Annotated in this window: 23 protein-coding genes; 5 read left to right on the top strand and 18 right to left on the bottom strand. The window is 32.4% G+C overall.

Translation table 11 applies throughout. From position 1 onward, the window contains the following. Positions 1–97 precede the first annotated feature (97 nt). The 7 genes from LG295_RS01030 to LG295_RS01000 form a co-directional block, all read right to left on the bottom strand. Entirely contained in the window at positions 98–1,177 is a 1,080-nt protein-coding gene (locus tag LG295_RS01030; RefSeq protein WP_107531186.1) for a GntR family transcriptional regulator, read from the bottom strand. Positions 1,178–1,573: 396 nt separating this feature from the next. Beyond that, positions 1,574–2,347: an SDR family oxidoreductase gene (locus LG295_RS01025; RefSeq protein WP_325999289.1), complete on the bottom strand. Its 774-nt coding sequence runs from the start codon at positions 2,345–2,347 to the stop codon at positions 1,574–1,576. Position 2,348: 1 nt separating this feature from the next. Further along, positions 2,349–3,284, bottom strand: a complete 936-nt coding sequence (locus LG295_RS01020) for a 3-hydroxyacyl-CoA dehydrogenase NAD-binding domain-containing protein (RefSeq protein WP_318832525.1) — start codon at positions 3,282–3,284, stop codon at positions 2,349–2,351. A 27-nt stretch (positions 3,285–3,311) separates the two neighbouring features. Continuing rightward, positions 3,312–4,625 (bottom strand): GntP family permease, encoded by a 1,314-nt coding sequence (locus tag LG295_RS01015; RefSeq protein ID WP_107531189.1) that lies wholly within the window; start codon positions 4,623–4,625, stop codon positions 3,312–3,314. A 24-nt stretch (positions 4,626–4,649) separates the two neighbouring features. Next, positions 4,650–5,939: a histidinol dehydrogenase gene (gene hisD, locus LG295_RS01010; RefSeq protein ID WP_318832524.1), complete on the bottom strand. Its 1,290-nt coding sequence runs from the start codon at positions 5,937–5,939 to the stop codon at positions 4,650–4,652. A gap of 109 nt (positions 5,940–6,048) precedes the next feature. Continuing rightward, positions 6,049–7,032, bottom strand: coding sequence for a LacI family DNA-binding transcriptional regulator (locus LG295_RS01005; protein ID WP_318832523.1), 984 nt, complete (start codon positions 7,030–7,032; stop codon positions 6,049–6,051). Positions 7,033–7,353: 321 nt separating this feature from the next. Next, a complete protein-coding gene (locus LG295_RS01000) occupies positions 7,354–7,824 on the bottom strand; it encodes a peptide-methionine (S)-S-oxide reductase (RefSeq protein ID WP_107530869.1) in 471 nt (156 codons plus the stop codon). A gap of 145 nt (positions 7,825–7,969) precedes the next feature. Between LG295_RS01000 and LG295_RS00995 the strand changes: the two genes are divergently transcribed. Further along, positions 7,970–8,188: a hypothetical protein gene (locus tag LG295_RS00995; protein ID WP_107530870.1), complete on the top strand. Its 219-nt coding sequence runs from the start codon at positions 7,970–7,972 to the stop codon at positions 8,186–8,188. A gap of 318 nt (positions 8,189–8,506) precedes the next feature. Further along, complete coding sequence (locus LG295_RS00990) at positions 8,507–9,460, top strand: rhodanese-related sulfurtransferase (RefSeq protein ID WP_039068162.1); 954 nt, start codon at positions 8,507–8,509, stop codon at positions 9,458–9,460. A gap of 192 nt (positions 9,461–9,652) precedes the next feature. On the opposite strand, the gene LG295_RS00985 is transcribed toward LG295_RS00990, so the two are convergent. From LG295_RS00985 to LG295_RS00940, 10 genes are all read right to left on the bottom strand, one after another. Next, a complete protein-coding gene (locus tag LG295_RS00985; protein ID WP_326020661.1) occupies positions 9,653–10,237 on the bottom strand; it encodes a dihydrofolate reductase family protein in 585 nt (194 codons plus the stop codon). Positions 10,238–10,457: 220 nt separating this feature from the next. After that, a complete protein-coding gene (locus LG295_RS00980; protein WP_107530873.1) occupies positions 10,458–11,189 on the bottom strand; it encodes a transglycosylase family protein in 732 nt (243 codons plus the stop codon). 618 nt (positions 11,190–11,807) lie between these two features. Next, complete coding sequence (locus LG295_RS00975) at positions 11,808–12,524, bottom strand: transglycosylase family protein (protein WP_107530874.1); 717 nt, start codon at positions 12,522–12,524, stop codon at positions 11,808–11,810. A 417-nt stretch (positions 12,525–12,941) separates the two neighbouring features. Next, a complete protein-coding gene (locus tag LG295_RS00970) occupies positions 12,942–13,970 on the bottom strand; it encodes a HAMP domain-containing sensor histidine kinase (RefSeq protein ID WP_325999285.1) in 1,029 nt (342 codons plus the stop codon). Next, a complete protein-coding gene (locus LG295_RS00965) occupies positions 13,971–14,654 on the bottom strand; it encodes a response regulator transcription factor (RefSeq protein ID WP_107557546.1) in 684 nt (227 codons plus the stop codon). Next, entirely contained in the window at positions 14,629–15,081 is a 453-nt protein-coding gene (locus LG295_RS00960) for a DoxX family membrane protein (protein WP_325999332.1), read from the bottom strand. Before LG295_RS00960 ends, LG295_RS00965 begins: the two co-directional genes overlap by 26 nt. Before the next feature lie 84 nt (positions 15,082–15,165). Next, positions 15,166–15,609 carry a DM13 domain-containing protein gene (locus LG295_RS00955; protein ID WP_325999284.1) on the bottom strand — a complete coding sequence of 148 codons (444 nt, stop codon included), beginning with the start codon at positions 15,607–15,609 and terminating at the stop codon, positions 15,166–15,168. 331 nt (positions 15,610–15,940) lie between these two features. Beyond that, positions 15,941–16,450 (bottom strand): YfiT family bacillithiol transferase, encoded by a 510-nt coding sequence (locus LG295_RS00950; RefSeq protein ID WP_107530879.1) that lies wholly within the window; start codon positions 16,448–16,450, stop codon positions 15,941–15,943. A gap of 91 nt (positions 16,451–16,541) precedes the next feature. Then, the gene (locus tag LG295_RS00945) at positions 16,542–16,985 is read right to left on the bottom strand and encodes a VOC family protein (RefSeq protein WP_107530880.1); all 444 of its coding nucleotides are present in this window, start codon (positions 16,983–16,985) and stop codon (positions 16,542–16,544) included. 109 nt (positions 16,986–17,094) lie between these two features. Beyond that, on the bottom strand, positions 17,095–18,168 hold the full coding sequence (locus tag LG295_RS00940; RefSeq protein WP_107530881.1) for a M20 family metallopeptidase: 1,074 nt from the start codon (positions 18,166–18,168) through the stop codon (positions 17,095–17,097). Between the two features lie 222 nt (positions 18,169–18,390). Between LG295_RS00940 and LG295_RS00935 the strand changes: the two genes are divergently transcribed. From LG295_RS00935 to LG295_RS00925, 3 genes are read left to right on the top strand one after another with little or no spacing between them, the layout of a single operon-like run. Further along, positions 18,391–19,830 (top strand): NAD-dependent succinate-semialdehyde dehydrogenase, encoded by a 1,440-nt coding sequence (locus LG295_RS00935; RefSeq protein ID WP_404476163.1) that lies wholly within the window; start codon positions 18,391–18,393, stop codon positions 19,828–19,830. 22 nt (positions 19,831–19,852) lie between these two features. Further along, positions 19,853–21,244 carry a glutamine synthetase family protein gene (locus LG295_RS00930; RefSeq protein ID WP_336832704.1) on the top strand — a complete coding sequence of 464 codons (1,392 nt, stop codon included), beginning with the start codon at positions 19,853–19,855 and terminating at the stop codon, positions 21,242–21,244. Between the two features lie 37 nt (positions 21,245–21,281). Further along, the gene (locus tag LG295_RS00925) at positions 21,282–22,049 is read left to right on the top strand and encodes an SDR family NAD(P)-dependent oxidoreductase (protein ID WP_107557540.1); all 768 of its coding nucleotides are present in this window, start codon (positions 21,282–21,284) and stop codon (positions 22,047–22,049) included. Between the two features lie 296 nt (positions 22,050–22,345). Here the strand turns inward: LG295_RS00925 and eutH are convergent, their stop codons facing one another. Beyond that, the gene (gene eutH, locus LG295_RS00920; RefSeq protein WP_107557539.1) at positions 22,346–23,584 is read right to left on the bottom strand and encodes an ethanolamine utilization protein EutH; all 1,239 of its coding nucleotides are present in this window, start codon (positions 23,582–23,584) and stop codon (positions 22,346–22,348) included. Positions 23,585–23,618: the final 34 nt, after the last annotated feature.

Below are 23,618 nucleotides of genomic sequence, written 5' to 3'. Positions count from 1 at the left end.
ATTTGTCCGTACATGTCAACATAAATTATATTATGTCCGTACATATAAGAGGTGAAAAAAGACTCAAACCAACATCTTTATTGGTTTGAGTCAGTATTTATATTTTTTTCACTGAATTACGTTCTATAATATATGTATCTATGAGTTGTGAGGTTTGTTGTTTATCTGTATCTATTGCACTAATCATCCATTCAGCTGCTCTACTACCTAGTAATTCTTGTGGATGAGAAGTTGTAGTTAAATTCATCTCACTTAACTTACTCAATACTGAATTATCTTGTCCTACAACCGATAAGTCATTCGGTATTTGTATATTTCTTTTTTTCAATTCCTGTATGACTTCATATGCAATAGCGTCGTTATAGCAAACTAAGCCAGTAATGTTAATCTTTTTATTACAAATATGTTCTACAATTTGTTCGATTACTTGTAGTTTACTCTCAGTATCAAATGTATAGATATGTTCACCTTTAAATAGAATATGATTGTTTTCAAAGGCGTTAAAATAACCTTTCATCCTTAGCTTACCTTGATTGTCGTCAATTTTCGTAATCAACGCAATGTGCTCATGCCCATGATCAATCAAATATTTAGTCGCTAAATAGCCAGACTTCACATCATCAATTGCTGTATAAGGTAAACTCAATTCATCATATTTTGCATTTATCATTAAAATTGGAATGTCGCGTTGTTTGAATAGTGAATAATAAGACAGATTTGGATTATAAACATTACTTTTAGTGGGTTCTATAATTAATCCTGTCACACCTTGATTCAACATCATTTCTAAGCATTTACGTTCTTCTTCATGATTATTATTAGTACTTGCTAGTATTAAGGAATAGCCATTTTTTCTTAACACATTTTCTATACCTCTAATGATACTTGGAAAAATATAATCCGATAAATATGTCACGATAACACCTATTTTTCTAGTTTCATTCGTTTGGCGCGCGTTCAAATAACTATAGCTCACATAAGAGCCTGAACCTTTTTTCTTTTTAATAAATCCCTCTTTAACAAGTACATCCATCGCCTGTCTTATCGTATAACGACTCACATGATATCTATCCTGAAATTGTTTTTCTGTTGGTAGTAACATACCGACTTGATACGTTTTATTTATTATTTTTTCCTTTATTTCATTCGCTACAATTTGATATTTGGGCTTATTCATAATTGAAAATCTCCTAATCGCACCAATATTTAGTAATAACGTATATTATAGCATACGTCATATTTTGTTACTGAGACTAGAATAAAAACATGAAAATGTTGAATTAATAAATCCCTCCGCCATTGTCATCAAGTTTTTATGCACTCTTTCTCTAATTGACACAAATCAATATATAATTAAAATTAAACTATAAAAAATATAAGCGTAATTATATAACTTAATTAGTTTATGATAATCCTTCATTGAATTTCAACTTTATTTATGAATTTTTTGAAAAATTGCTTCTACTTATAAAATGTAATACAAATTGACAAAAATAATGAGGACGTTTACATAGTAATACGCCCTCATTATATTATTTTCTCTTACTTTATCAATTTAAAAAACTTAGTTTCTTTAAATTGAAGTCCACCCACCATCAATTTTTATTGTTTCACCAGTAATAAAGTTTGACAAATTAGAACTTAAGTATAATATTGCTCCAGTAATATCATCTAATTTAGGCAACTTATGGAATAATACGCGATTTAAAACGTCTTCTTTAAATTTTTCATCTTTAAACATTTCTTCTGTCAACTTAGTTTCAACAAACGTTGGAGCAATCGCATTAACATTTATATTATATTTTGCCCATTCTATAGCGAGTGATTTAGTTAATTGTATTACTCCCCCTTTACTTGAAGAATAATGCGCTCTATTATAGTACCCTACAAAACCAACTTGAGAAGCTACATTAATGATCTTTCCACCTTCTTCTTCTGCCATATAGCGTCCGAAAAATTTAGAAATAAAGAATAAAGATTTTAAATTTAATTCTAATACTTTATCCCAATCTTCCTCTTCAATTTCAAATGCAGGTTTACTAATATTTATGCCAGCATTGTTCACCAATATATCTATGCTTTTATAAATTGCAATTATTTGCTCAACAGTCTCAGAAACCTTATTAAGTTTTGTTATATCAAGTGAAAAAGCATTATGATTTCCATCGTAACGATTAAGTATATCTAATGTTTGATTTAATGCATTATTATCTCTACCTATTATAATTACATTTGCTCCTAATTCAGCAAAATCTATTGCAACTTTTTGGCCGATTCCTTTATTACCACCAGTAATAACTACATTTTTATTTTTTAAATCGCTAAAACTTTTTGACAAAATAATCACCTTATTTCTCTTCTAAATCTCTTTTCAAAAAATACATTAATATTTCATCTCTTTTATTTATTATTTCTTGAGTAGGGTTTCCATCCCAATTGTAGAAACCTTTGCCTGTTTTATAACCCAATTCGCCACTTTGAACATGCCGTGCTAATGTTTCTCCAGAAAATTTATCGGTGTTCAAATCTTCAAATAAATAATTGGAAATCGAACTAAAAGTATCTAATCCTCCTAAATCTGCTGTCATTAATGGTCCTATTATTGGATATCTTCTTCCAACACTATAAGTAACTGCTGCGTCAATATCTTCTTTTGATGCAACGCCTTTATCTAATAAGGACTGCGCTTCTCTAAAAAGCGCGTATTGTAATCTATTCCCAATAAAACCTGGTATTTCTTTTTGAATTAATATAGGTTTTTTACCGATGGTTTCAATTAAGTTTGTAGTATGGTTGACGACACTTTGACGCGTTACATCATTTTTTACAATTTCTACTAGCGGTATTAAATGTGCGGGATTCCAAAAATGCGTTATTATAAAATTTTCTGGAAAAGTATAAAACTGTGATAATTGGTTTAATGTAAATCCAGAGGTATTACTTGCCAATATGACATCTTCATCTAATAAACTGTTCAAACGTGTATATAACTCTTTCTTCATTTCTAAATCTTCAGGAATAGCTTCAATTACAAATGTTGCATATTCTACGGTTTTTTCTAAATTTGTAGAAAATATTATATCTTTTTTAGTTTCTCTTAATTGTTTTTCAGTAATTAATTCGTTACTATACAAGTCATCTAATTTATTTTCTATTTCTTTTTTAGCTAAATCCAAATCACTATCATTCAAACTATACACTTGAGTTTTATAGCCAGCCCATGCTGTGGATAATGCGATTGAATGTCCCATGGTTCCGCTACCGATAATTGTTATATTTTCCATAAGCACCCTTCTTTTTATTAATAATGTTTAAAATTCTATCATAAATAAGGTTACTGCTATAATAACTGCAAGAAGCGGAATTATAACAGTCATGGCTCCAAAGGCAGGATAGGCATCTTTATGAGATTCGCCTGCAATTGATCTAATAGTAGTAACAGCATATCCGCCATGTGGTAAGGAGTCTAAAGTTCCAGATGACATAGAAACTGTTCTGTGTAAGGCATCTGCATTAACCCCCATATCTAAATAATGTGGACCTAATATAGGAAGCGCTATCGATTGACCACCTGAAGATGACCCTGTTAGACCAGCAATCACCATTACTGCAAATGCCCCAGTTATTAAAGGGGAGCCAGGTAAACTGGTCACGTAATCAATTGCACTTTTAAAGGCAGGGGTTACTTGAGCAACACTACCAAATCCAACAACAGCAGAAGTATTACCAAGTGCAATTAATGCTCCTTCAGTCCCATTACCAACAGCTTTCCAAAAATCTCTGAAATAAGGTTTATTTAATATCCAAGTAGCAATAACACCACTTGTAAGAGCAATTATTAAGGCAGATTGCTCAAGTACATCATGCAAAACAAAAGCTACAACCAATACTATTAACAAAGGGATAATACTTAAAAATGGATTAGGTAACCCTTTTCTAGATTCAACCTCATCATTTTCCCTACTAATAAAATGCTCTCCTTTTCTATTGGCTTTTTTTATCATATGCATTAACCATAAATAACCAGCAATCAGCATAAATAATGCAGTAACTAAACTAACCCCCCAACCAGCATAGGGACTAGTATGTAAATACGGTATAGGAATCCAGTTTTGTATCTCTGGAGAACCTGCTGAAGTCATCGTAAAAGTTGTGGACCCCAACGCTAGTGTTGCCGGAATAAATCTTCTTGGAAAATCAGATTCTTTAAACAAATTTACTGCCATCGGATATACCGCAAATGCTACAACAAATAAACTAACGCCACCATACGTTAATACGCCACATGCTAATACAATAGCTAAAACTGCTCGTTTCATCCCTATTTTTTTTATTATCCAATGAGAAACACTTTCTGCTGCGCCACTATCTTCCATAACTTTTCCAAATATCGCGCCTGTTAGAAACATAAGATACCAAGAAGTGACAAAACCAGAAAATCCATCCATATAACTTGTCACGAAATCCGTCTGTTTACCAACTGCAAGTTGAGAAAATAAAGGAAGTCCATTAAACACTCCTACAATTAACGCAGACAAAGGCGCAGCAATAAGTAAATTCATCCCTCTCATAACTAAAATAGTCAATATAGCTAATCCACCAATCAACCCTAATATACCCCACATATAAGTATGTCCCCCTTTAGGAAATTAATTATTTCCTTTATCTCCATACTTTCTCACTCGTAGTAAAGCTTGCTCTGCATGTCCAGCAAAATTTTCATATTCACATAAACGCGCTGCATATTCACCTATATAAGCACTTTGCTTTTCAGATGTTACTTTTTGATAAGTTACTGTCTTGATGAATTTACCTACCCATAAACCACCTGTATATCGAGCTGCTTTTTTAGTTGGTAATGTATGATTTGTGCCTATCACTTTATCTCCATATGCTACGTTTGTTTCTGGCCCAAGGAATAATGCTCCATAATTCGTTAAATTATCTAAAAAATAATTTGGGTTTTTCGTTAAAACTTCTACATGTTCATATGCTAATTGATTTGCTTCATTTATTGCTTCTTGTTCATTTTCTACGATTATCACCTGACCATATTTATCCCAAGATTCTCTAGCTACATCTGCAGTGGGCAAGGTAAGTAATTGTTTATCAATTTCTTCAATAGCAATTTTAGCAACTTCTTCAGACATAGAAATAATTGCACCAGGTGAAGTAGGACCATGTTCACCTTGTCCTAAAATATCAGTTGCAATCATTTCTGGTTCAGACGATTCATCCGCAATTACTAAAGTTTCAGTAGGACCTGCTAATAAATCAATGCCTACTCTTCCAAAAAGTTGACGTTTTGATTCTGCAACAAAAGCGTTGCCTGGACCTACAATCATATCAACAGCCTCAATACTCTCTGTACCTATTGCCATACCAGCCATTGCTTGAATTCCACCTAAAATATATATTTCATCAGCACCAGCTTTATACATTGCATATACAGTTGTTTCTGGAATCTCTCCATTTATCGGCGGTGTACATGCAATTACTCGTTTAACTCCAGCAACCTTAGCTGTTAATATACTCATATGGGAAGAAGCAATCATTGGGTATCGTCCCCCTGGTATATAACATCCCACACTTTCTACTGGTATATTTTTTTGACCTAAAATAACGCCAGGTAAATTTTCTACTTCAAAATCTTTCAATGACTCTTTTTGAGCTTTTGCAAAATTTTCAATGTTTTGTTGGGCAAAAGCGATATCATCTTTAACCTGTTGTGGTATGTTATTTATAATTTTTTGAATCTGCTTTTCATTTAATTTAAATGACTCCGGACTCCAATTATCAAATTTAATAGACAAATCACGTAATGCTTTATCACCTTCATTTTCAATTGTCTTTATTGTGTTACTTACAATTTTACTTACCTTTTCGTCAGACTGCTTTATATCTTCCTGATTTTTACCTTTTTTTAATATATAAGACATATTAAAATCCCCTTTCACTTTTGCATACGTATGCAAATAGAGATGAAACCCTTTTGCATACGTATGCAATATTTCATTCAATCTTAGAGTAAGCGCTTCCAATTGTCAATTACTTTGTTGTATTTCTAAGCTTTAATTTTCCTTTTAGCTTTATTTGTTCTACCTTTTTAAAGTCACCATTAATTAAAATATTAATCGTCTCGTTTATCATTTGATCCAAAGGCTGTGCCCAAGTAGTTAATAGGTTATTGGGCCATGCTGCCATTTTTATATCATCGAACCCTATTATTTCCATATCTTTAGGTATATCAAAATTCATCTTTTTTGCTGCTTCAAGAATCCCTAAAGCTGTTATATCATTTGCTCCAAACACACCTTCCGGCTTCTTGCCTTTCTTAAAGTAACTCAGAGCTTTTTGATAGGCTGTTTCAAAACTGAAATCTCCTTCAATAATGTCTATATCTTGGCCTTTTTCTTTAAAATAATCTTTGAATCCGTATAATCTATCTCTATTAGTAGAAGTGTTACTTGGCCCAGATACATATAAATTATTTGTATAACCTTTATCAAAAAAATATTTAGCTATTGATTTTGCAGCAAAGTAATTATCACTTGATACAGAATTACAATTCAAAGTTTCATCATATCTATTAAATAGAATTACAGGTATATTTGAACTTTTTAATTTTTTTACTAATTCTGAAGATAATACAGCATCAGTGATTATAATAGATTCAACGTTATATTCTATAAATTGGTTAATTTCTTCCTGCTGAATTTCTTCATTTTCTGTATATACAAAAAGTACAGAATAACCAAAGGTTTTCAATTTTTGTGTAAATAATGATAGCACTTCATGATAAAATGGATTTTGTTTATTTTTCATTGCTATCCCAATCAATTTTGATTTATTTGTAATTAAACCTCTAGCTAAAGCATTCGGTTTATAATTCAATTCATCTGCTACCTTCATTACTCTTTTTCTTGTGTTTTCTGAAACACTTTTACCTGGCGAAAAAACTCTAGAAACCGTCGATTGTGATACTTTAGCAAGTTTAGCTACATCTTCTGCTGAAATTTTTTTCTTTTCCAAATTTATCTTCCCTTCTACAAAAAGCATTGAATTACATCAATAACCTACTTCACTATCTTTAACATTTACTTATAATGTCTAACTTTAAATTCACAATCATTGCTTTTCCTTATCACTTTTCTATTTTATATCATACTATAAAACATTCTGTATAATAAGATGGTATTTCATTTAACAGTTTTTCCACGTATTCACAATAGTTAGAGTATTTTAATACTATTATTTAAGTATCAATTATTCGCCAATATTCAAAAAGATAAAAAGGAGGTATAACATTCACACCTCACTAATATATTTAAGATTCATTTAAATCGTTTGTTACTATTTATATTTATTAACAAGCTCTTTTGGTATATGACAATAATCATTTGGAAATTTGGATAATCGGTCTTGATGTGCTCTAGCACTTCTCACATAATTTGTTAAAGGTAACACTTCCGTTGCAATTAAATGATTATTTTCATATAAATCAATAAAATCTTGAGCTTCTTTCAAGTGTTTAGGGTTTTCACTATATAAACCAGTTCTATATTTCAAACCAATATCTTCTCCTTGTTGATTTACACTGTATGGATCAATGATTTCAAATAAGTACTCCATCAACTTTGTTATCGTTACTTTTCCAGGGTCAAAGTCTGTCTTAACAACTTCCACATAACCATCATATTCGCCATCTAACGTATTCGAAATACCGTTAGCTCTACCCGCCTCAGTATTAACAACACCAGGAAGTGTTTTAACGAAGGCTTGCACACCCCATAGACATCCACCTGCTAAATATACTGTTTCCATAACCATCTCTCCTGTTTAATTTTATTTTTTCCGTCAGTTAATGAAAGTATAGTAACCATAGTTACACAATTCAATGTTTCATATTTTTAGATGATTGATTTTAATTTAAAAAGGGAAAATTAAATAGACGATAAGGAGGTATTATATGCCTAAGGTTAAAGAAAGATTATTAGAGGATATCGAGGAAAAACCTTCTCGAACTGATAGTAACTTTAATTCTGAGAAAGAACTGCAAGAAAATGCTTTTGAAAGATTAGGTAAAGATGTTGTTATTATAGAGATATTAGCAATTATGAATATCATTTTTGCAGTCAGTACAATTAGTTTAATCGTGTCACTCATATTTACTAATAAAAATAAATAATTCATATTCATTTTTATGCTCTTTTCAACTATCATCTTTTGAAGATGCTATGCTTGAACAGAGCATTTTCTCATATTGATTACATAAATACAGTTTTAAAACGTTTATATAAATATTTGACTTTGCAAAATTTTTAAATTGAATATTGTCCTTTTTTTGTTACAATATAGTGAGGATAATTTTGTCATTTTATAAAAATAATTAATCGATGTTAATTTAACCATATTTATTATGAACTACTGTCGCACGAATATCGTCAAACTAATCATTTTATATAAAAACTATAAGAGAAAAAATCAATTAGAGGAGAATAGTATTATGGATTACAGAGTATTATTGTATTATAATTATACAACTATTGAAGACCCCGAAACTTTTGCCACTGAACATTTAGATTTTTGTAAAGAGTTAGAACTTAAGGGCCGTATTTTAGTATCGACAGAAGGCATTAATGGTACAGTCTCTGGTACGATTGAAGCTACCGATAAATATATGGCTGCATTAAAATCTGACGAAAGATTTAAAGACATTACTTTTAAAATCGATGAAGCTGAAGGACATGCTTTCAAGAAAATGCATGTACGCCCAAGACAAGAAATTGTAGCTTTAGATCTTGAAGATGACGTAAATCCAAGAGAGCTAACAGGTGATTATTTATCTCCAAAAGAATTTAGAGAAGCGTTATTAGACGACGATACAATCGTCATTGATGCGCGAAATGATTATGAATATGACCTTGGCCATTTCCGTGGTGCAGTTCGTCCTGATATTACAAGATTTAGAGATTTACCTGACTGGATTAAAGAAAACAAAGACCAATTTATGGATAAAAAAATTGTAACTTACTGTACTGGTGGTATTCGTTGCGAAAAATTCTCAGGCTATTTATTAAAAGAAGGCTTCGAAAATGTGAGTCAACTTGAAGGCGGTATCGCTACTTATGGAAAAGACCCAGAAACAAAAGGTGAATTCTGGGATGGTAAAATGTACGTTTTCGATGAACGTATCAGTGTAGAAGTAAACCATGTAGATAAAACAGTTGTAGGTAAAGAATGGTTTGACGGCACGCCATGTGAACGTTATATAAACTGTAGCAATCCTGAATGTAATAAACAAATACTAGTATCAGAAGAAAATGAAGCACGTTACTTAGGTGCTTGCTCTCATGAATGTGCAGCTCATGAAAATAATCGTTACGTAAAAAAACATGATATTAGTGACGAAGAAAAAGCTAACCGCTTAGATAATTTCAAAGAACTAGTAAATCAATAAATCTCATTAAGCACATACTAAAAAATCGATTGAACTGGAAGACTAACTATAAGTATGTTTTCAACTGAATCGACTTTTTTAATATCATTATTTGAAGCTGAAACAAACCTTAGGCGATAGTTCACCTAAGGTTTGTTTATTTATATTTGTATAGTTACTTTTCAAAATAGAGATCAGCAACTTAGCCAACTTCTATCTTTTTTTCTTTATTTTTTGGTAAATAAGGCCTAAAGCACCCGATTTAAATGTTTTACTATCAAGTAATTTCAATTCTACTCGTTCATGTATATTTTGAAATAATGGCAATCCTTTACCAATCAATGTAGGCGAAATAGTAATTTTATATTCATCCACTATATCTAATTGCATCAAATAATGTGCGAATCGGGGGCTACCCAATACTACAATATCTTTACCTTCTTGTTGCTTCATCCGGATAATTTCATCTTTAACATTCTTTTTAACTAAACGTGAATTATGCCAATCGACACTATTCAAAGCTTTTGAAAATATGACTTTTTCAACATTTTCAATCCATTTAGCGTGTTTCAATTCATGTTCAGAAGCATGTTTATCTGATGGAACTGTCGACCAGTAATCATACATCATTTCATAGGTTTTGCGCCCCCAAACAATTGTGTCAGCAGTTTGCAACACTTCATCAGCAAAATTTTCTAATTCGTTATTATAAGCAATCCAATCAATATCCATGGCACCTTGAGAACCTTCAACAAATCCATCCAAAGAGCTGTGTAAAAACACTACAAGTTTTCTCATATTAATTGCCCCTAACTAAATTCCCAAATATTTTTGTTGCTTGAAATTTTCATTAAAAACTACAATCTTTATTATTTTATGTATACCCATATTTACACCAATAATTTATCGACGTTTATAGAATTTATCAAAATAAAAAATAACGGCTGAGACATTTAAATATCCCAACCGCTATCTTCATTATTAAAATTTATACTATTTTTGTTACTGAATATTTATATTATGCAGTAACCCATTGTGAAGGGCCAACTTCATCATATAATTTTTGTGCTGCAGCATCTTGTACTGCTTCTGGTGCATTACCAGCTGGTTGGCCTTGATATTCAGATGGTGCTACTGAATCCCATGTACTTTGTAAGAATTGGAACTTACCTGAAGCACCTGATGATGGGTTTGTAGCATGAATATCGCCACCTGATTCACGTTGCGCGATTTGTTGTAAGTGTGAATTCACACCTGATGAACCTTCTGAAGCTTCATTTGAGCTTGATTCGTTTGAGCTAGCTGAAGATTGTGAAGTTGTTTCTTGTTGTTGTGGTTGTTGAGCTGACTCTTGTTGTGGTGCACTTTGTTGAGTTGATTGTTGTGCTTGAGCAGACTGTTCACTTGAAGCTTGTTCAGTTTGTGCCGCTTGTTCGTTTTGTTGTCCACTATTGTCTACACTTTGTGCTGATGAACTAGTTGAACCCTCTCCTGATCCTTCACCATAGCTCCAAGTAAAGTTTTCTCCATCTGAATTAAAATTGTAATTTAATCCGTCTTGATTAAAATTATAGTTATATGAACCATCATGTAATGCTGATTCATTTAATTGTTCTGGGTTATTTTGAGCTTGTTGCGCTAAATTTGCTTGATCAATATTTTGTTCTGATGCATCCGCTGAATTTCCTGCTGCTAATCCTGTAACACCTAATCCTACTGCTAATGTTGATGCAATTACTGTTTTTTTCATTATTAATAATCCTCCTAAGAGATAATTTCCATATTTAAATTTAAAAATTAGATCGCAATTTCAACAATCGAAGTTGTTTACTTTTTACAACTAATTTGTAATTACTACTATAACACCCATAAAAAGCTTGTAGGTTACAGCCAAATTAAAAAAGCAATCAATTTTTTACATCATCATTACGTTAAAAAGTACATTAACCATACATATATGACTACTTAAAAACTTTCACAAAGGCAAAAAGTGTATTTATACACTTTTTGATTATGTAACATGCTTGTAATTAGTGTGAAAATAATACCTACATCGTTCTTATTTTTCACACATTTAAATGAGCAACCTAGAATATATCAATAGCTAAAATATTCCATTTAAGCTATTACAGAATTATATTTATATATGATTAACTAACAAATTACACTTGTTCTAATTTCCAAACTCCAAATGAAAACAATTTTTATATATAAATATCTTATTTTGAACAATTTAAATTATATTAATATTAGCTAATTTACTAAGTTCACATAAAAGAATTAAGCATAAACAAATAAGAGGCTAGAACATTTATTAATGTCCTAGCCTCTTAAAATTCATATAATCAAAATTTGAAATTCTATTATATTATGCAGTTACCCATTGTGAAGCGCCAACTTCATTGTAAAGTTTAACTGCTGCAGCATCTTGTACTGATTCAGGTGCTTCTGTTGGAGATACACCTTTATATTGAGATGGTGCTACTGAATCCCATGTGCTTTGTAAGAATTGATATTTACCTGCTGCACCTGATGATGGGTTAACAGCTTTTAAGTCGCCGCCTGATTCACGTTGCGCGATTGCTTGTAAATGAGAGTTAACATTTACTGATGAACCTTCTGAAGCTTCACTTGAGCTTGATTCATTTGAAGAAGTTGAAGCTTGTTGAGTTGTTTCTTGTTTTGGTTGTTGAGTTTGTTCAGTTTGTGGAGCAGCTTGTTGAGCTGGTTGCTCACTTGATGCTTGCTCTGTTTGTTGTGGTTGAGCTTGCTCTGTTTGTTGTGATTGTGCTGGTTGTTCAGCTTGTGCTGGTTGCTCTGCTGAAGCATTACCTTGTCCATAGCTCCAAGTCCAATATTGGCCGTCTGATTGGAAGCTATAGTTTAAATTATTATGATTAAAGTTAATGTCATAAGCACCTTCTTGTACTGGCGCTTCGTTTAATGATTCTGGATTAGTTTGTGCTTGTTGAGCTAATTGTGCTTTATCTACACCTTGCTCTGAAGCGTCTGCTGAATTTCCTGCTGCGAAACCTGTTACACCTAATCCTACTGCTAATGTTGATGCTACTACTGTTTTTTTCATTATTAATAATCCTCCCAGAAGATAATTTTCGTTTTTATTTTTAAAATTATTATTGAATTTCAATTACCTAAACACATAGATAATTTACTGCTTCAATTAATTCACAAATAGTACTATAACATCCATAAAACTCTTGTAGGTTACAATGAAATTAAAATAACAGACGTCTTTTTTACATCCTAATTACATACAATCTAGTTAATTTTATGACAAAATCTTTTTTGAAAACTGCCATGAAAGTCTCTATAGTTTATCTATCAATGTATATCTTTGTAACATTAATGTAATTAGTGCGAAAACTCTGCTCTTTTTTTACTAATTATTGATTTAAATTTAAACAAACATAATAAAAGGTACATTAATTTGGATTATCCAAACAACATACCTTTTATACAATAATCATATAAATCAAACCGTTTAATTTCTCGGGAAATACACTGTCATCGTCGTGCCTTCTCCAAATGTGCTATCAACAGAAATTTCACCACCTATTTGTTTAGCTAATGTCGACGCAATATATAACCCTAACCCAGATCCACCAGTTTCTTTATTTCTTGAGTTATCTACTCTATAAGTTCTATCAAAAATATATCTTAAATGTACGCCCTTTATACCTATGCCTTCATCTTTCACTGAAATGCCTAACATATTACGTTCATGTTCGAATACTGTAATTGTCACTACTTTATCAGTATCTGAAAATTTTAATGCATTATCTATAAAATTAGTAATAATTCGTTCCAATGCGATCTTATCTTGATAGAAAGCCTTTATATTGAGTGGAATATTAACTTCTAATTGTCTCTTGTTCTTTTTCAAACATTGTTGATATGACTCCAAAATAGGCATTAATAATTGATCAATATTGATTCGCGTATTGGAACGCTTATTATTTACAGACATGACATCGGTTAAGTCATCAAACATTTGATTTAAACGGTCTGCTTGGTTAATAAGTACTTGATAAGCATCTTGCTTGGCTAATTCAGTATAAATCATGCCATCATTAAGCCCTTCTGAATATGACTTAATACTGGCTAATGGTGTTTTTAAATCGTGCGCTAAATTCTGAACCATATATAATTTTTCATCTTGTTCTGCTTTAATTTGATTCATTTGGTTATCGATTCTTATAGTCATTTGGTTAAAGGCATCACTTAATTCTTTTAACTCTTTCGGTGATTGAATATTTAAATCTTCGACTTTATAATTACCCTTAGCAATTTGGTCAGTGCGGTCATTTAATTTTTCAATTTTATGAATCGTTGGAACAGAGAAAAATATCGCGATAGCCATTGTCATCATGCTTGATACAAAAGAACAAAGTGTAAGTAATATAGTTTGATGCACATCGAACCACATTAATTTGTATAATATAAAAACCAAAAGCGTCGTTATAAATAAGGAACCCATGAATGAATAAATTAATTGCTTACGGATCGTCATTTAAACACTCCTTTGAAACTTATAACCGAGGCCCCAAACTGTCGAAATGGTATATTCATTAAAATGACTACTTTCCAATTTCTCTCTAATACGATGAATGTGGACATTAAGTGAATTGACATCTTCGTAAAATTCATAACCCCAAACTTCTTCGATTAATGAAGTTTTTGGAATAGCTTCATCTTCATGCGTCACAAAATACCAAAGTAACTCAAACTCTTTAATACGAAATGGTACAGCTTCACCATTAATTTCTACTATTTTAGTTATATTATTCAATTTAAGATTACCACAACAGATAACTTCATGTTTTTTAGGTTTCGTTGCTACTCTATCCAGCAAATTTTTCGCTCGTATCACTAGTTCTCTTGGACTAAATGGTTTTTTTACATAATCATCTGCGCCTAACATTAACCCAAAAATTGTATCTGACTCACTTGTTTTAGCCGTTAAATAAATGTATGGAATATCTAATTGCTGTGCTTTCATTTCTTTAACCACGTCATAACCATCCACTTCAGGCATCATAATGTCTAACACCATTAAATCTATAGATTCATCTAAGAACCCAAGTACTTCTTTACCATTTTCGGCAAGGGTTACTTGATAACCCTCAAATTCAAAATAGGTTTTACAGATTTCTCTAATATCTTTTTCATCATCCGCTATAAGTATGTGGGGCATTTTCATCATTCCTTAATTGTTTTCTTTTTATAAAATGATTTAAACTTATTGAATTTATTATCTCTTTATTCATTAATATAATTATAAAGAAAAACAATTGAATTGGGTATGTGAAAATCATATCTGCAAGAATATAATTTAACATTATAAAAACACCAAAAAAGCTTGCTGTATATGAAAGTAAACCAAGAATCAAACTAAGTCCTATAGCAATCTCTCCAAGTTGTACCATCCATTTAAATATTTCTAGATGATTCGCCACAACTGCTTCAAAGAAAAATTTAAACCAAGCTGGGGAATCCTGGTTTTCTTTAATTACTGATACTAAACCATCTATCGCAAAACCACCTGTTAATTTTTCATAACCTTGAAATAGCATATAAAAACCAGAACCTAATCGAATCATCAGCAATATCATTTTCGATATCATCCTATTAATCCACTCCTTTATAATATAATGTGGATTGACCCAACTTATAATCTAGAAGTCAATCCACATACTACTTGATTATTATTTTAGTTCTGCTGAACCAAAGGTTACATGAGCTTTGTCGCAGTATATTGTTACGGTGTTATATTCATTGGTATTTATGCCTTTTAAATCAAATGTTTGCTCTGGTTTATCATAATCAACTTTGTCGATTTTCTTGCCTTTTTTAATATCGCCATCTTTAGTGAGGTATACATGTAAATCTGGGCCTTTGGATGATTTGAAATCTTTTAACATCAGTTTATTATCATGAATCATCGCCTTACCTTCTACTTTTTCTTTATTTTCGCCTTTAAACATACCTTCCTTCATACCTTTACTTTCACTCATATCTTTATTATCCATTTTTATCTCAGATTTTGTTTTTTCTTCCATATCTTCTTTCTTAGTGTCCATATTATTACATGCTCCTAGTAACAATGATGTCGCTACCGTTCCCGAGATAAATAATGTTTTTATGTTCATAAATATATACCTACTTTCAATTTATTTTTTTCATAGTTTTATAATACGGCGTAAATAAATCATTTAACATTAACTGATTATTAACGTTTCTTAACTCATTCTTAAATATAGAGATAATTTCAGTTAAGAATTAAATAACATCATAAACATCTATAATTCTAATCCATTAAGTAACAACTATTTATCTAATCGTGTTAAAACAAATGCACACAAAAAAAGCTACGGAATCAATTTAGTTAATTAATTCCGTAGCGCTTTATCATGGTAACTGTAACAATATAAATACTAGTTAATAACTAATTTATCCACCGATAATTAGCTTGAAATTACATTATCTCGATAATGCAATTTCAATATGTGCTAAATGATGGTTTTCATGCCATGCCAATTTAGCTAATTTTGTAGCAACTGTGATTTCGCCACTATCTTTAAGCGTGAATTTACGTTCTAATTGATCTTTATCAATATGATTACCTAATGCTACAATGCGCGCATTAATCCCCTCTAACATTTGAAGCGCATATTCGATAGGGGCCAAACTATCTTCTAACTCTACCCATTTCTCCTGATTGAACGGTGGGACGATTGGATTATTATCTGTTAATGCTAATTTCAATCTTTGATACATATTGAGTTGTGAATCTGCAATATGGTGAACCAACTGACGTACATTCCAACTTCCATCACGATACGTTTTATTTAATTCTTCATCAGTGATATTTTCAACTACATCTCTTAAACGCTGTGTATAATTGTCGATTTCTGCTAACCATTTTTGAACATCACCTAATGTTACATTTTCAGGTATGTCTAATTTACCAATTGGAAATCTTACATCCATATTAAATCACCTAATCATTCATTATTTTTATCCGCTGATGACTGTTATATCATTTCTACCCTCAATAGTTATATTGCCGAACCTCATGAATTTAATCAGGAATAATCAGCATATTTTGTTCATCAAATTCCCACATATCACCAAATGCGACTTCCCAATAGTAACCATTGATATCTGTAAAATAGCCACCATAACCACCCCAATCTAAATCTTGGGCTGGTTTAACAACTGTTGCACCAAATGTCTCGACTTGTTCTAAAATTGAATCGACTTCCTCTTTAGACTTGGCATTGTAAGCTAAAGTAATACCTATAAAGCCACCTGTAGTTATTGTCGGAGGACTATCTGCATTGATATCTTTTGCTAATGCTTCAACAGGAAAAATTTCTAATTTTGTACCGTCATTATTAAAAAACACGATTGCTAAATGATCATCTGTTACCTCGGCAGTTGTTTTAAAACCAATATTTTTATAAAACTGGAGTGATGCTTTCAAATCTTTAACACCTAACGTGATTAAATTAATTCTATTCATTAGATCTCCTCATTTATGATTGGAATTGAATTGCCTATTATTTCCAAGGTTATAATTCATCTTCGTTACAGTAAGCCTTTACCCTCATGATGAATGAGTTATTCTTTTTCTAATGCGCAAAATTCTTACTAAATGAAATAATAATATCTTTATATGTCTCTAAAGATTCAATAACTGCATACTCGCCATCACCATGCCATTCTCCTCCTGAGGGACCGAATTCAATAGCAGGGACATCATATCTTGAAAAATATCTTGTGTCTGCGAAACCATGTTGCCCGAATACATCAACATGCTCTTTATTTCCAACCATTTTGATATGTTGTATTAATTTTTGGATATAAGGATTGCTTATTTCATTTTTAACGCTTGGGCCAGTTAAATTCAAAGAGATTTCACCATCAGTAATCTCTTTAATTTGCGCTAAAATATCTTCTTTATCTTGATTAGGTAAATAACGAATATCAAATGAAATTAGACATTCATCTGGAACTTTATTGTATACTTCGCCACCTTTAATTTTGGCAAGGTTAATTGAAGGGGCCTCAAATATATCTGTAGACTCTTTAGCAAAAGGTAAATCAAGTATCTTATGATAAACTTCCATTGCTTTAGCAATTGCATTTTCCCCTTCCCATGGCCTACTACCATGAGCTGATTTCCCTTTAAATTGAATATCAAATTGTAAAATACCTTTAGCTTGAAAGCCAATCCCTATTTGTGTTGGTTCAGCACAAATTACAAAATCACCTAAATAACCTTGATCCGTTAAATATGAAGCGCAGTTATATCCTCCAATTTCTTCATCCGTTACTAATTGAAGCTGAACACAGACATCTCCTAAATCAACGTTCTTCAAATCACGCATCACTAACATAAATGAAGCGACGCCTGCTTTCATATCTGCTGAGCCCCGCCCATAAATCTTGCCGTCTTCAATTTGTGGTGTAAATTGTTTTTTCTTACCACTAACAACATCAACATGACCATTTAAAACAAGTTTTTTATTACCTTCCCCTACGTTACAAACAAGCATCTTATAACCATTATTTATTATTATTTCTGACGACAAACCTTCTTTTTGTAACCATTCCGCACAATAGTCTATCGTTTCGTTTGCAGTATACTGACTAGAGCTATCAAATTGAATTAAATGTTCTAGTAAATCTAATGTATCTTGCATTGATCATACCCCCTGCCTTTAATTGTGAAAAAGTATAATATATTATCTGAATATTGACAAGATTTAAAAATTTTAGTAATCTTTGTTTATATCAATATTAAAAGAAACAAGCAATATTATTTTGAATTTTCACAAGTAAAAATAAATTAAGCAAAGGCGCTTATATCTCAATCTCGTTGATTGTGTATATAAGCGCCTTTTTGCATGTTAAGGGGCGATTTTATGACACGAAATTTAAATTACAATTGGATAAATGGTGAGCAAATTCAAACTGAAAAAACTTTATCAGTTGTCGATCCTGCAAGTGGTAAAACGATTGGAGAAGTTCCTAGTGTAGATGATGCAATCGTTCAAAAAGCAATTGATAGTGCTGCTAATGCTTTTGAAAGTTGGTCTAATTATACTGCTGAAACTAGACAAGCATTTTTAGAAAAATGGGCAGTCAACTTGCTTAACAAACAAGAAGAACTTGCAACTATTATGAGTGAAGAACAAGGCAAACCATATAATGAAGCATTTGGTGAGATTGCTGTATGTGCTAAATTCATTCGCTGGTTTGCCGAAGAAGGCAAACGTATATATGGAGAAATCATTCCACCCTCATCTGAAAACCAACGTATTTCAGTAATTAAACAACCCGTAGGTGTTTGTGGCCTAATTACACCTTGGAATTTCCCAGGTGCAATGGTTGCACGTAAAGTTGCGCCAGCACTAGCAGCAGGATGTACAGTTATTGTGAAACCGTCTAGTGAAACACCTAGAATTGCAATTGCTATTTTTGAAGAATTAATAGCTACTGGCATCGATAAAGGCGTTGCTAATATTGTTACAGGTAGCTCTTCGTTAATATCTGACAAACTTTTTAGCGATAAACGTGTTAAAAAAATGTCCTTCACTGGCTCTACTAAAATTGGAAAAACATTAATGAGTGAAGCTTCCAAACAGATAAAACGTATATCTCTAGAACTTGGTGGTAACGCACCTGCAATCGTATTACCTGACGCCGATTTAGATAACGCAGCTGACGCTATAGTCGATAATAAATTTGAAAATAGTGGGCAAATGTGTAATGGAATTAACGTCATACTCGTACACAAAGATATCAAATCAGAAATCACCCAAAAAATCATTAGTAGGGTTAATAAGCTAAAAGTAGCTCCTGGCAATGACTCGGGTGCACAAGTTGGTCCATTAATTAATCAACAAGCCATTGAAAAAGTTGAAAAATTAGTAGCAGCAGCTCAGGAAAATGGTGCAACTATTCAAACTGGTGGACACAAAGCTGATATAGCTGGCTCTGAACTTTTTTATCAACCTACTGTTATAACCGATGTCACGCCAACTATGTCGATTGCTCAAGAAGAAATCTTTGGACCAGTAGCACCAATTATTACTTTTGAATCTACTAAAGAAGCAATAGAAATAGCAAATGCCTCACCTTATGGACTAGCAGCTTACTTTTTCTCTAATAATATCAATACAGTATATCAAATAAGTGAGCAATTAGAATTTGGAATGGTTGGCGTTAACGGAACTCAATTAAGTGTACCTCAAGCACCATTTGGCGGTATTAAAGAAAGCGGGATGGGACGCGAAGGTAGTCACTTCGGTCTAGATGGCTTCCTAGAATTAAAATATATTTCACTATCTTTACTTAAATAAAATAGCTAAGGAGATGTCACATATGCAAAACAAAAATAGAGTAACTGGAAACATAACAAAAGATAAATTAATTGAATTAGTCAAATCAGATGAAATTGACACTATAATCATGGGATTTTGTGATATGCAAGGAAGACTCATGGGTAAGCGAATTACAGGAGACTTTATTTTAGAAAATGATATTTCAGATGGTACACATTTTTGTAACTACTTACTAGGTACAAATTTCGAAATGGATACAAATGAAAACTTTGAATTTATGAATTGGAATAAGGGCTATGGCGACTATTTAGCAGTACCTGATTTAGATACGTTAAAAGTTGTGCCATGGTTAGAAAAAACTGCCATGGTCTTTTGTGATGTCTACTCCGTAGATGGTAGTGAACCTATTTGTATTGCACCAAGAAATATATTAAAACATCAAATCCAAAAGGCTGAAGCACATGGTTTATCACCACATATGGCTAGTGAATTAGAATTCTACTTATTCAATAATTCTTTCGAAGAAATTTCAAAACAAGGTTACAACAATTTAGAAGCTGCTGGACATTTAAATGAAGATTACAATTTACTACAAGGCAGTAAAAACGAGCCTATTTATCAAGAAATAAGACACCAAATGCACCTCATGGGAATCACTGTCGAATCTTCAAAAGGTGAAGCATACAAAGGACAACATGAAATCAATTTAAAATATTCTGATGCTTTAAATGCAGCCGATCAACACATTATGTTCAAACATGGAATGAAAGAAATTTGTATACAAAATGATAAAGCCGTAACCTTTATGGCCAAACCTTACGAAGCGTGGACTGGATCGAGTGGTCATATACATCTCAGCATGATGGAAAAAGGAACAAAAACAAATGCTTTCTATGCTGGTGATGACGCCGACGAACCTAAATCTGAAACCATGCAACATTTCTTAGCTGGCATTTTAAAATATACTAAAGATTTTGCTTTAATGTTTGCACCTTACGTCAATTCATATAAACGTTTCGCCCCTAATTCTTGGGCACCTGTTAGCATCGCATGGAGCAGAGACAATCGTTCAGCAGGTTATCGTGTAGTTGGTGATGGCAATTCATTACGCTTTGAATCACGTATTTCAGGTGCAGATATGAACCCTTACTTAGCATATTCCGCGCTTATAGGAGCTGGACTATATGGTATTGATAACAAGATTCCTTTAAGCGAAGAATTGGTTGGTAACGCCTACGAACAAGACAGTATCACGCGAATCCCATCATCATTACATGAAGCTATCTTGCAATGGAAAAATAGTGAAGTTGTCACAGAAGTACTAGGTGAAGATGTCGCAAATCACTATTTAGAAGCTGCACAATCTGAGCAAAATGATTTCGATTCTTACGTCACGACTTGGGAACGTTCACGTTATTTTGAACAGAGCTAATACCATGCAAAACTATTATTATAAGGAGGAACAATCTATGAGACTAAAAGATAAAGTATGTATTATTACCGGCGCAGGTGGCGGTATGGGGAAAATTGCAGCACAAACCTTTGCTAAAGAAGGTGCTAAAGTTGCAGTCTTTGAAAGAGATGAGCAAGCTGGCCTTGAAACTGTGCAAATAATTAAAGACAATGGTGGCGAAGCCTCATTGTTCAAAGTAGATATTGCAAACGAAGAAAATGTTAAAAATGCAGTTGCAAACACTGTTCAATCTTATGGAAAAATTGATGTACTTTACAATAATGCAGGTGTTATGCCTGAAGCAGATAATTCTGTAGTAAATACAAGTGAAGATGTTTGGGACTTAGTCATGAATATCAATGTTAAAGGCATTTTCTTTATGACAAAATATGTCATACCTGAAATGGAGAAACATAATTCTGGTTCTATTATTAATATTGCATCATTTGTCGCCGAAATGGGTTGTTCTGTACCACAAGATGCCTATACCGCATCAAAAGGCGCTGTTGTTTCTTTAACAAAATCCTTAGCTATACAATTTAGACCTAAAGGTATTAGAACTAACGCAATAAGTCCCGGACCAATCGAAACACCCTTACTAATGGAGTGGTTAGTCTCAGATGAAGAAGCTAAAAACACTAGATTAAACAGACAACCAACTGGCCGCTTCGGGAAACCAGAAGATATTGTAAACTGTGCGTTATATTTGGCGTCAGATGAATCAGACTGGACGAACGGCGCAAATATTAACGTGGATGGCGGTATCACTGCAAACTACTTCTAAAACGTTACACATTGCTATAAATACTTTAGAGCGCTATCGTAAAAAATCATGTACTTCATGGCCTTTTAAAACACATTTAGAAATAGACATACGCTAATACTTTAAGTTAACTATTATTTCAATCAAATTTGCTTAATAAGATATAAATTAAAAATCCCGAGAGATGATAAGTCTCGGGATTTTTAATTTTACAAACAATAACTGAGACATTCTTATTTTTTCATCAACTTTGTAAGAATTATATTCGACACAATCGTTCTGAATAGTGAAAATTCTAGATTTATAGACTCGATCTATTACTTATTCTCTAGGTATTCATTTTCACCAATAATGCCTGCACGTCTATCAATTTCCTCTAATTTTTTCGCTTTTGGAATACATAATAGATATGCAAATATAATCGCAATAATACCTGCACTCAACTTACCAATCATTACAGCAGGTATCAGTGTAGGTTGAAAATTTGCTGTATAAGAAAGATGATCTCCTAACAAGAATGCCGAGCATACACCAAAAGCTATATTGAGCACCTTATCTTTTGGTGGCATATCTCTTACAAGTTTAAGCATTGCTAAAATGTTCGCAATTGTTGCAATAAAACCTGCGCTTCCTACCTCACTTAACCCTATTTTACTTCCAACTTTGTGCAGTCCCGTAGAAAAGTATTTACGAATTAAATATACCATTGGAAAAGCACCTGATAACATAATAGCGATATTACCTGCATTTTCTAATGCTCTAAAATTGTCGTGCTTATCAGCCATAATGGGATCAAATCCCCAACTACCAAATATAGTGGTAAACAAACCTGTAAATATTTCTACTACAGAAAAGACAAATACTAATTTAATACATGTATCTAGAACTTTACCAAAGACAATAAATATTTTAATCATAATGTCAGAAAAGAAATACAACCCTATTGCTGTGATTAATACAAATAGAATTAATGGTAACAGGTTAATAAATACTGTAGACATGCTAATTTGAAATATATGTGTTGCTGCACTTGTTGTATCAATGACTGTTCTAATTTTTGTATGGCTTAATAAAATTATTACCGTGGAAATAAAAACACCAAATGGTATAGCCAATAGCCCTGACAATATCCCTAACGCCATATACTTATGATCTCGTTTATCTAGCATTGGTAATCCTAGCGGTATTGTAAACACAATCGTTGCCCCTGCCATAAAACCAACAATCATCGCCATTATCCATCCTTCATAACTTTGCTTTAAAACATCTGCAAGTTGATATCCACCCATATCTGTTGCAAGTATAGAAGTGGCTGCGATTGCTGGATCAGCACCAATCTTGTCAAATAGCGGCCCAAAAACTTGTGCTATGAATTTTGAAATGAAAGGAATTGATGCCATGATGCCTGCTGAATTAGCAAAAATAGGACCAATCGTATAAATCCCTTCCATAAACTCTTTACCGATACCTTTATCTGCATTACGAATCGCACCAAATGCACCTAACACTGCGCATGCCATAATAATATAAATAATTACCGTTCCAATATGCTCCATAATGTTCCCCCCATTGTTAAAGGCTATAAGAAAA

The sequence above is a fragment of the Staphylococcus pseudoxylosus genome (assembly GCF_044794325.1).
Taxonomy (GTDB): domain Bacteria; phylum Bacillota; class Bacilli; order Staphylococcales; family Staphylococcaceae; genus Staphylococcus; species Staphylococcus pseudoxylosus.
The sequence above is the reverse complement of the archived record's forward strand: the minus strand, read 5'-3'. Positions and strand labels throughout refer to the sequence as shown.

What these genes read in the sequence shown, in the direction of transcription:
- LG295_RS01030 (WP_107531186.1), bottom strand. Translation starts at nt 1,177, where the DNA reads ATGAATAAGCCCAAATATCAAATTGTAGCGAATGAAATAAAGGAAAAA.
- LG295_RS01020 (WP_318832525.1), bottom strand. Translation starts at nt 3,284, where the DNA reads ATGGAAAATATAACAATTATCGGTAGCGGAACCATGGGACATTCAATC.
- LG295_RS01015 (WP_107531189.1), bottom strand. Translation starts at nt 4,625, where the DNA reads ATGTGGGGTATATTAGGGTTGATTGGTGGATTAGCTATATTGACTATT.
- hisD (WP_318832524.1), bottom strand. Translation starts at nt 5,939, where the DNA reads ATGTCTTATATATTAAAAAAAGGTAAAAATCAGGAAGATATAAAGCAG.
- LG295_RS01000 (WP_107530869.1), bottom strand. Translation starts at nt 7,824, where the DNA reads ATGGAAACAGTATATTTAGCAGGTGGATGTCTATGGGGTGTGCAAGCC.
- LG295_RS00995 (WP_107530870.1), top strand. Translation starts at nt 7,970, where the DNA reads ATGCCTAAGGTTAAAGAAAGATTATTAGAGGATATCGAGGAAAAACCT.
- LG295_RS00990 (WP_039068162.1), top strand. Translation starts at nt 8,507, where the DNA reads ATGGATTACAGAGTATTATTGTATTATAATTATACAACTATTGAAGAC.
- LG295_RS00985 (WP_326020661.1), bottom strand. Translation starts at nt 10,237, where the DNA reads ATGAGAAAACTTGTAGTGTTTTTACACAGCTCTTTGGATGGATTTGTT.
- LG295_RS00980 (WP_107530873.1), bottom strand. Translation starts at nt 11,189, where the DNA reads ATGAAAAAAACAGTAATTGCATCAACATTAGCAGTAGGATTAGGTGTT.
- LG295_RS00975 (WP_107530874.1), bottom strand. Translation starts at nt 12,524, where the DNA reads ATGAAAAAAACAGTAGTAGCATCAACATTAGCAGTAGGATTAGGTGTA.
- LG295_RS00970 (WP_325999285.1), bottom strand. Translation starts at nt 13,970, where the DNA reads ATGACGATCCGTAAGCAATTAATTTATTCATTCATGGGTTCCTTATTT.
- LG295_RS00965 (WP_107557546.1), bottom strand. Translation starts at nt 14,654, where the DNA reads ATGCCCCACATACTTATAGCGGATGATGAAAAAGATATTAGAGAAATC.
- LG295_RS00955 (WP_325999284.1), bottom strand. Translation starts at nt 15,609, where the DNA reads ATGAACATAAAAACATTATTTATCTCGGGAACGGTAGCGACATCATTG.
- LG295_RS00950 (WP_107530879.1), bottom strand. Translation starts at nt 16,450, where the DNA reads ATGGATGTAAGATTTCCAATTGGTAAATTAGACATACCTGAAAATGTA.
- LG295_RS00945 (WP_107530880.1), bottom strand. Translation starts at nt 16,985, where the DNA reads ATGAATAGAATTAATTTAATCACGTTAGGTGTTAAAGATTTGAAAGCA.
- LG295_RS00940 (WP_107530881.1), bottom strand. Translation starts at nt 18,168, where the DNA reads ATGCAAGATACATTAGATTTACTAGAACATTTAATTCAATTTGATAGC.
- LG295_RS00935 (WP_404476163.1), top strand. Translation starts at nt 18,391, where the DNA reads ATGACACGAAATTTAAATTACAATTGGATAAATGGTGAGCAAATTCAA.
- LG295_RS00930 (WP_336832704.1), top strand. Translation starts at nt 19,853, where the DNA reads ATGCAAAACAAAAATAGAGTAACTGGAAACATAACAAAAGATAAATTA.
- LG295_RS00925 (WP_107557540.1), top strand. Translation starts at nt 21,282, where the DNA reads ATGAGACTAAAAGATAAAGTATGTATTATTACCGGCGCAGGTGGCGGT.
- eutH (WP_107557539.1), bottom strand. Translation starts at nt 23,584, where the DNA reads ATGGAGCATATTGGAACGGTAATTATTTATATTATTATGGCATGCGCA.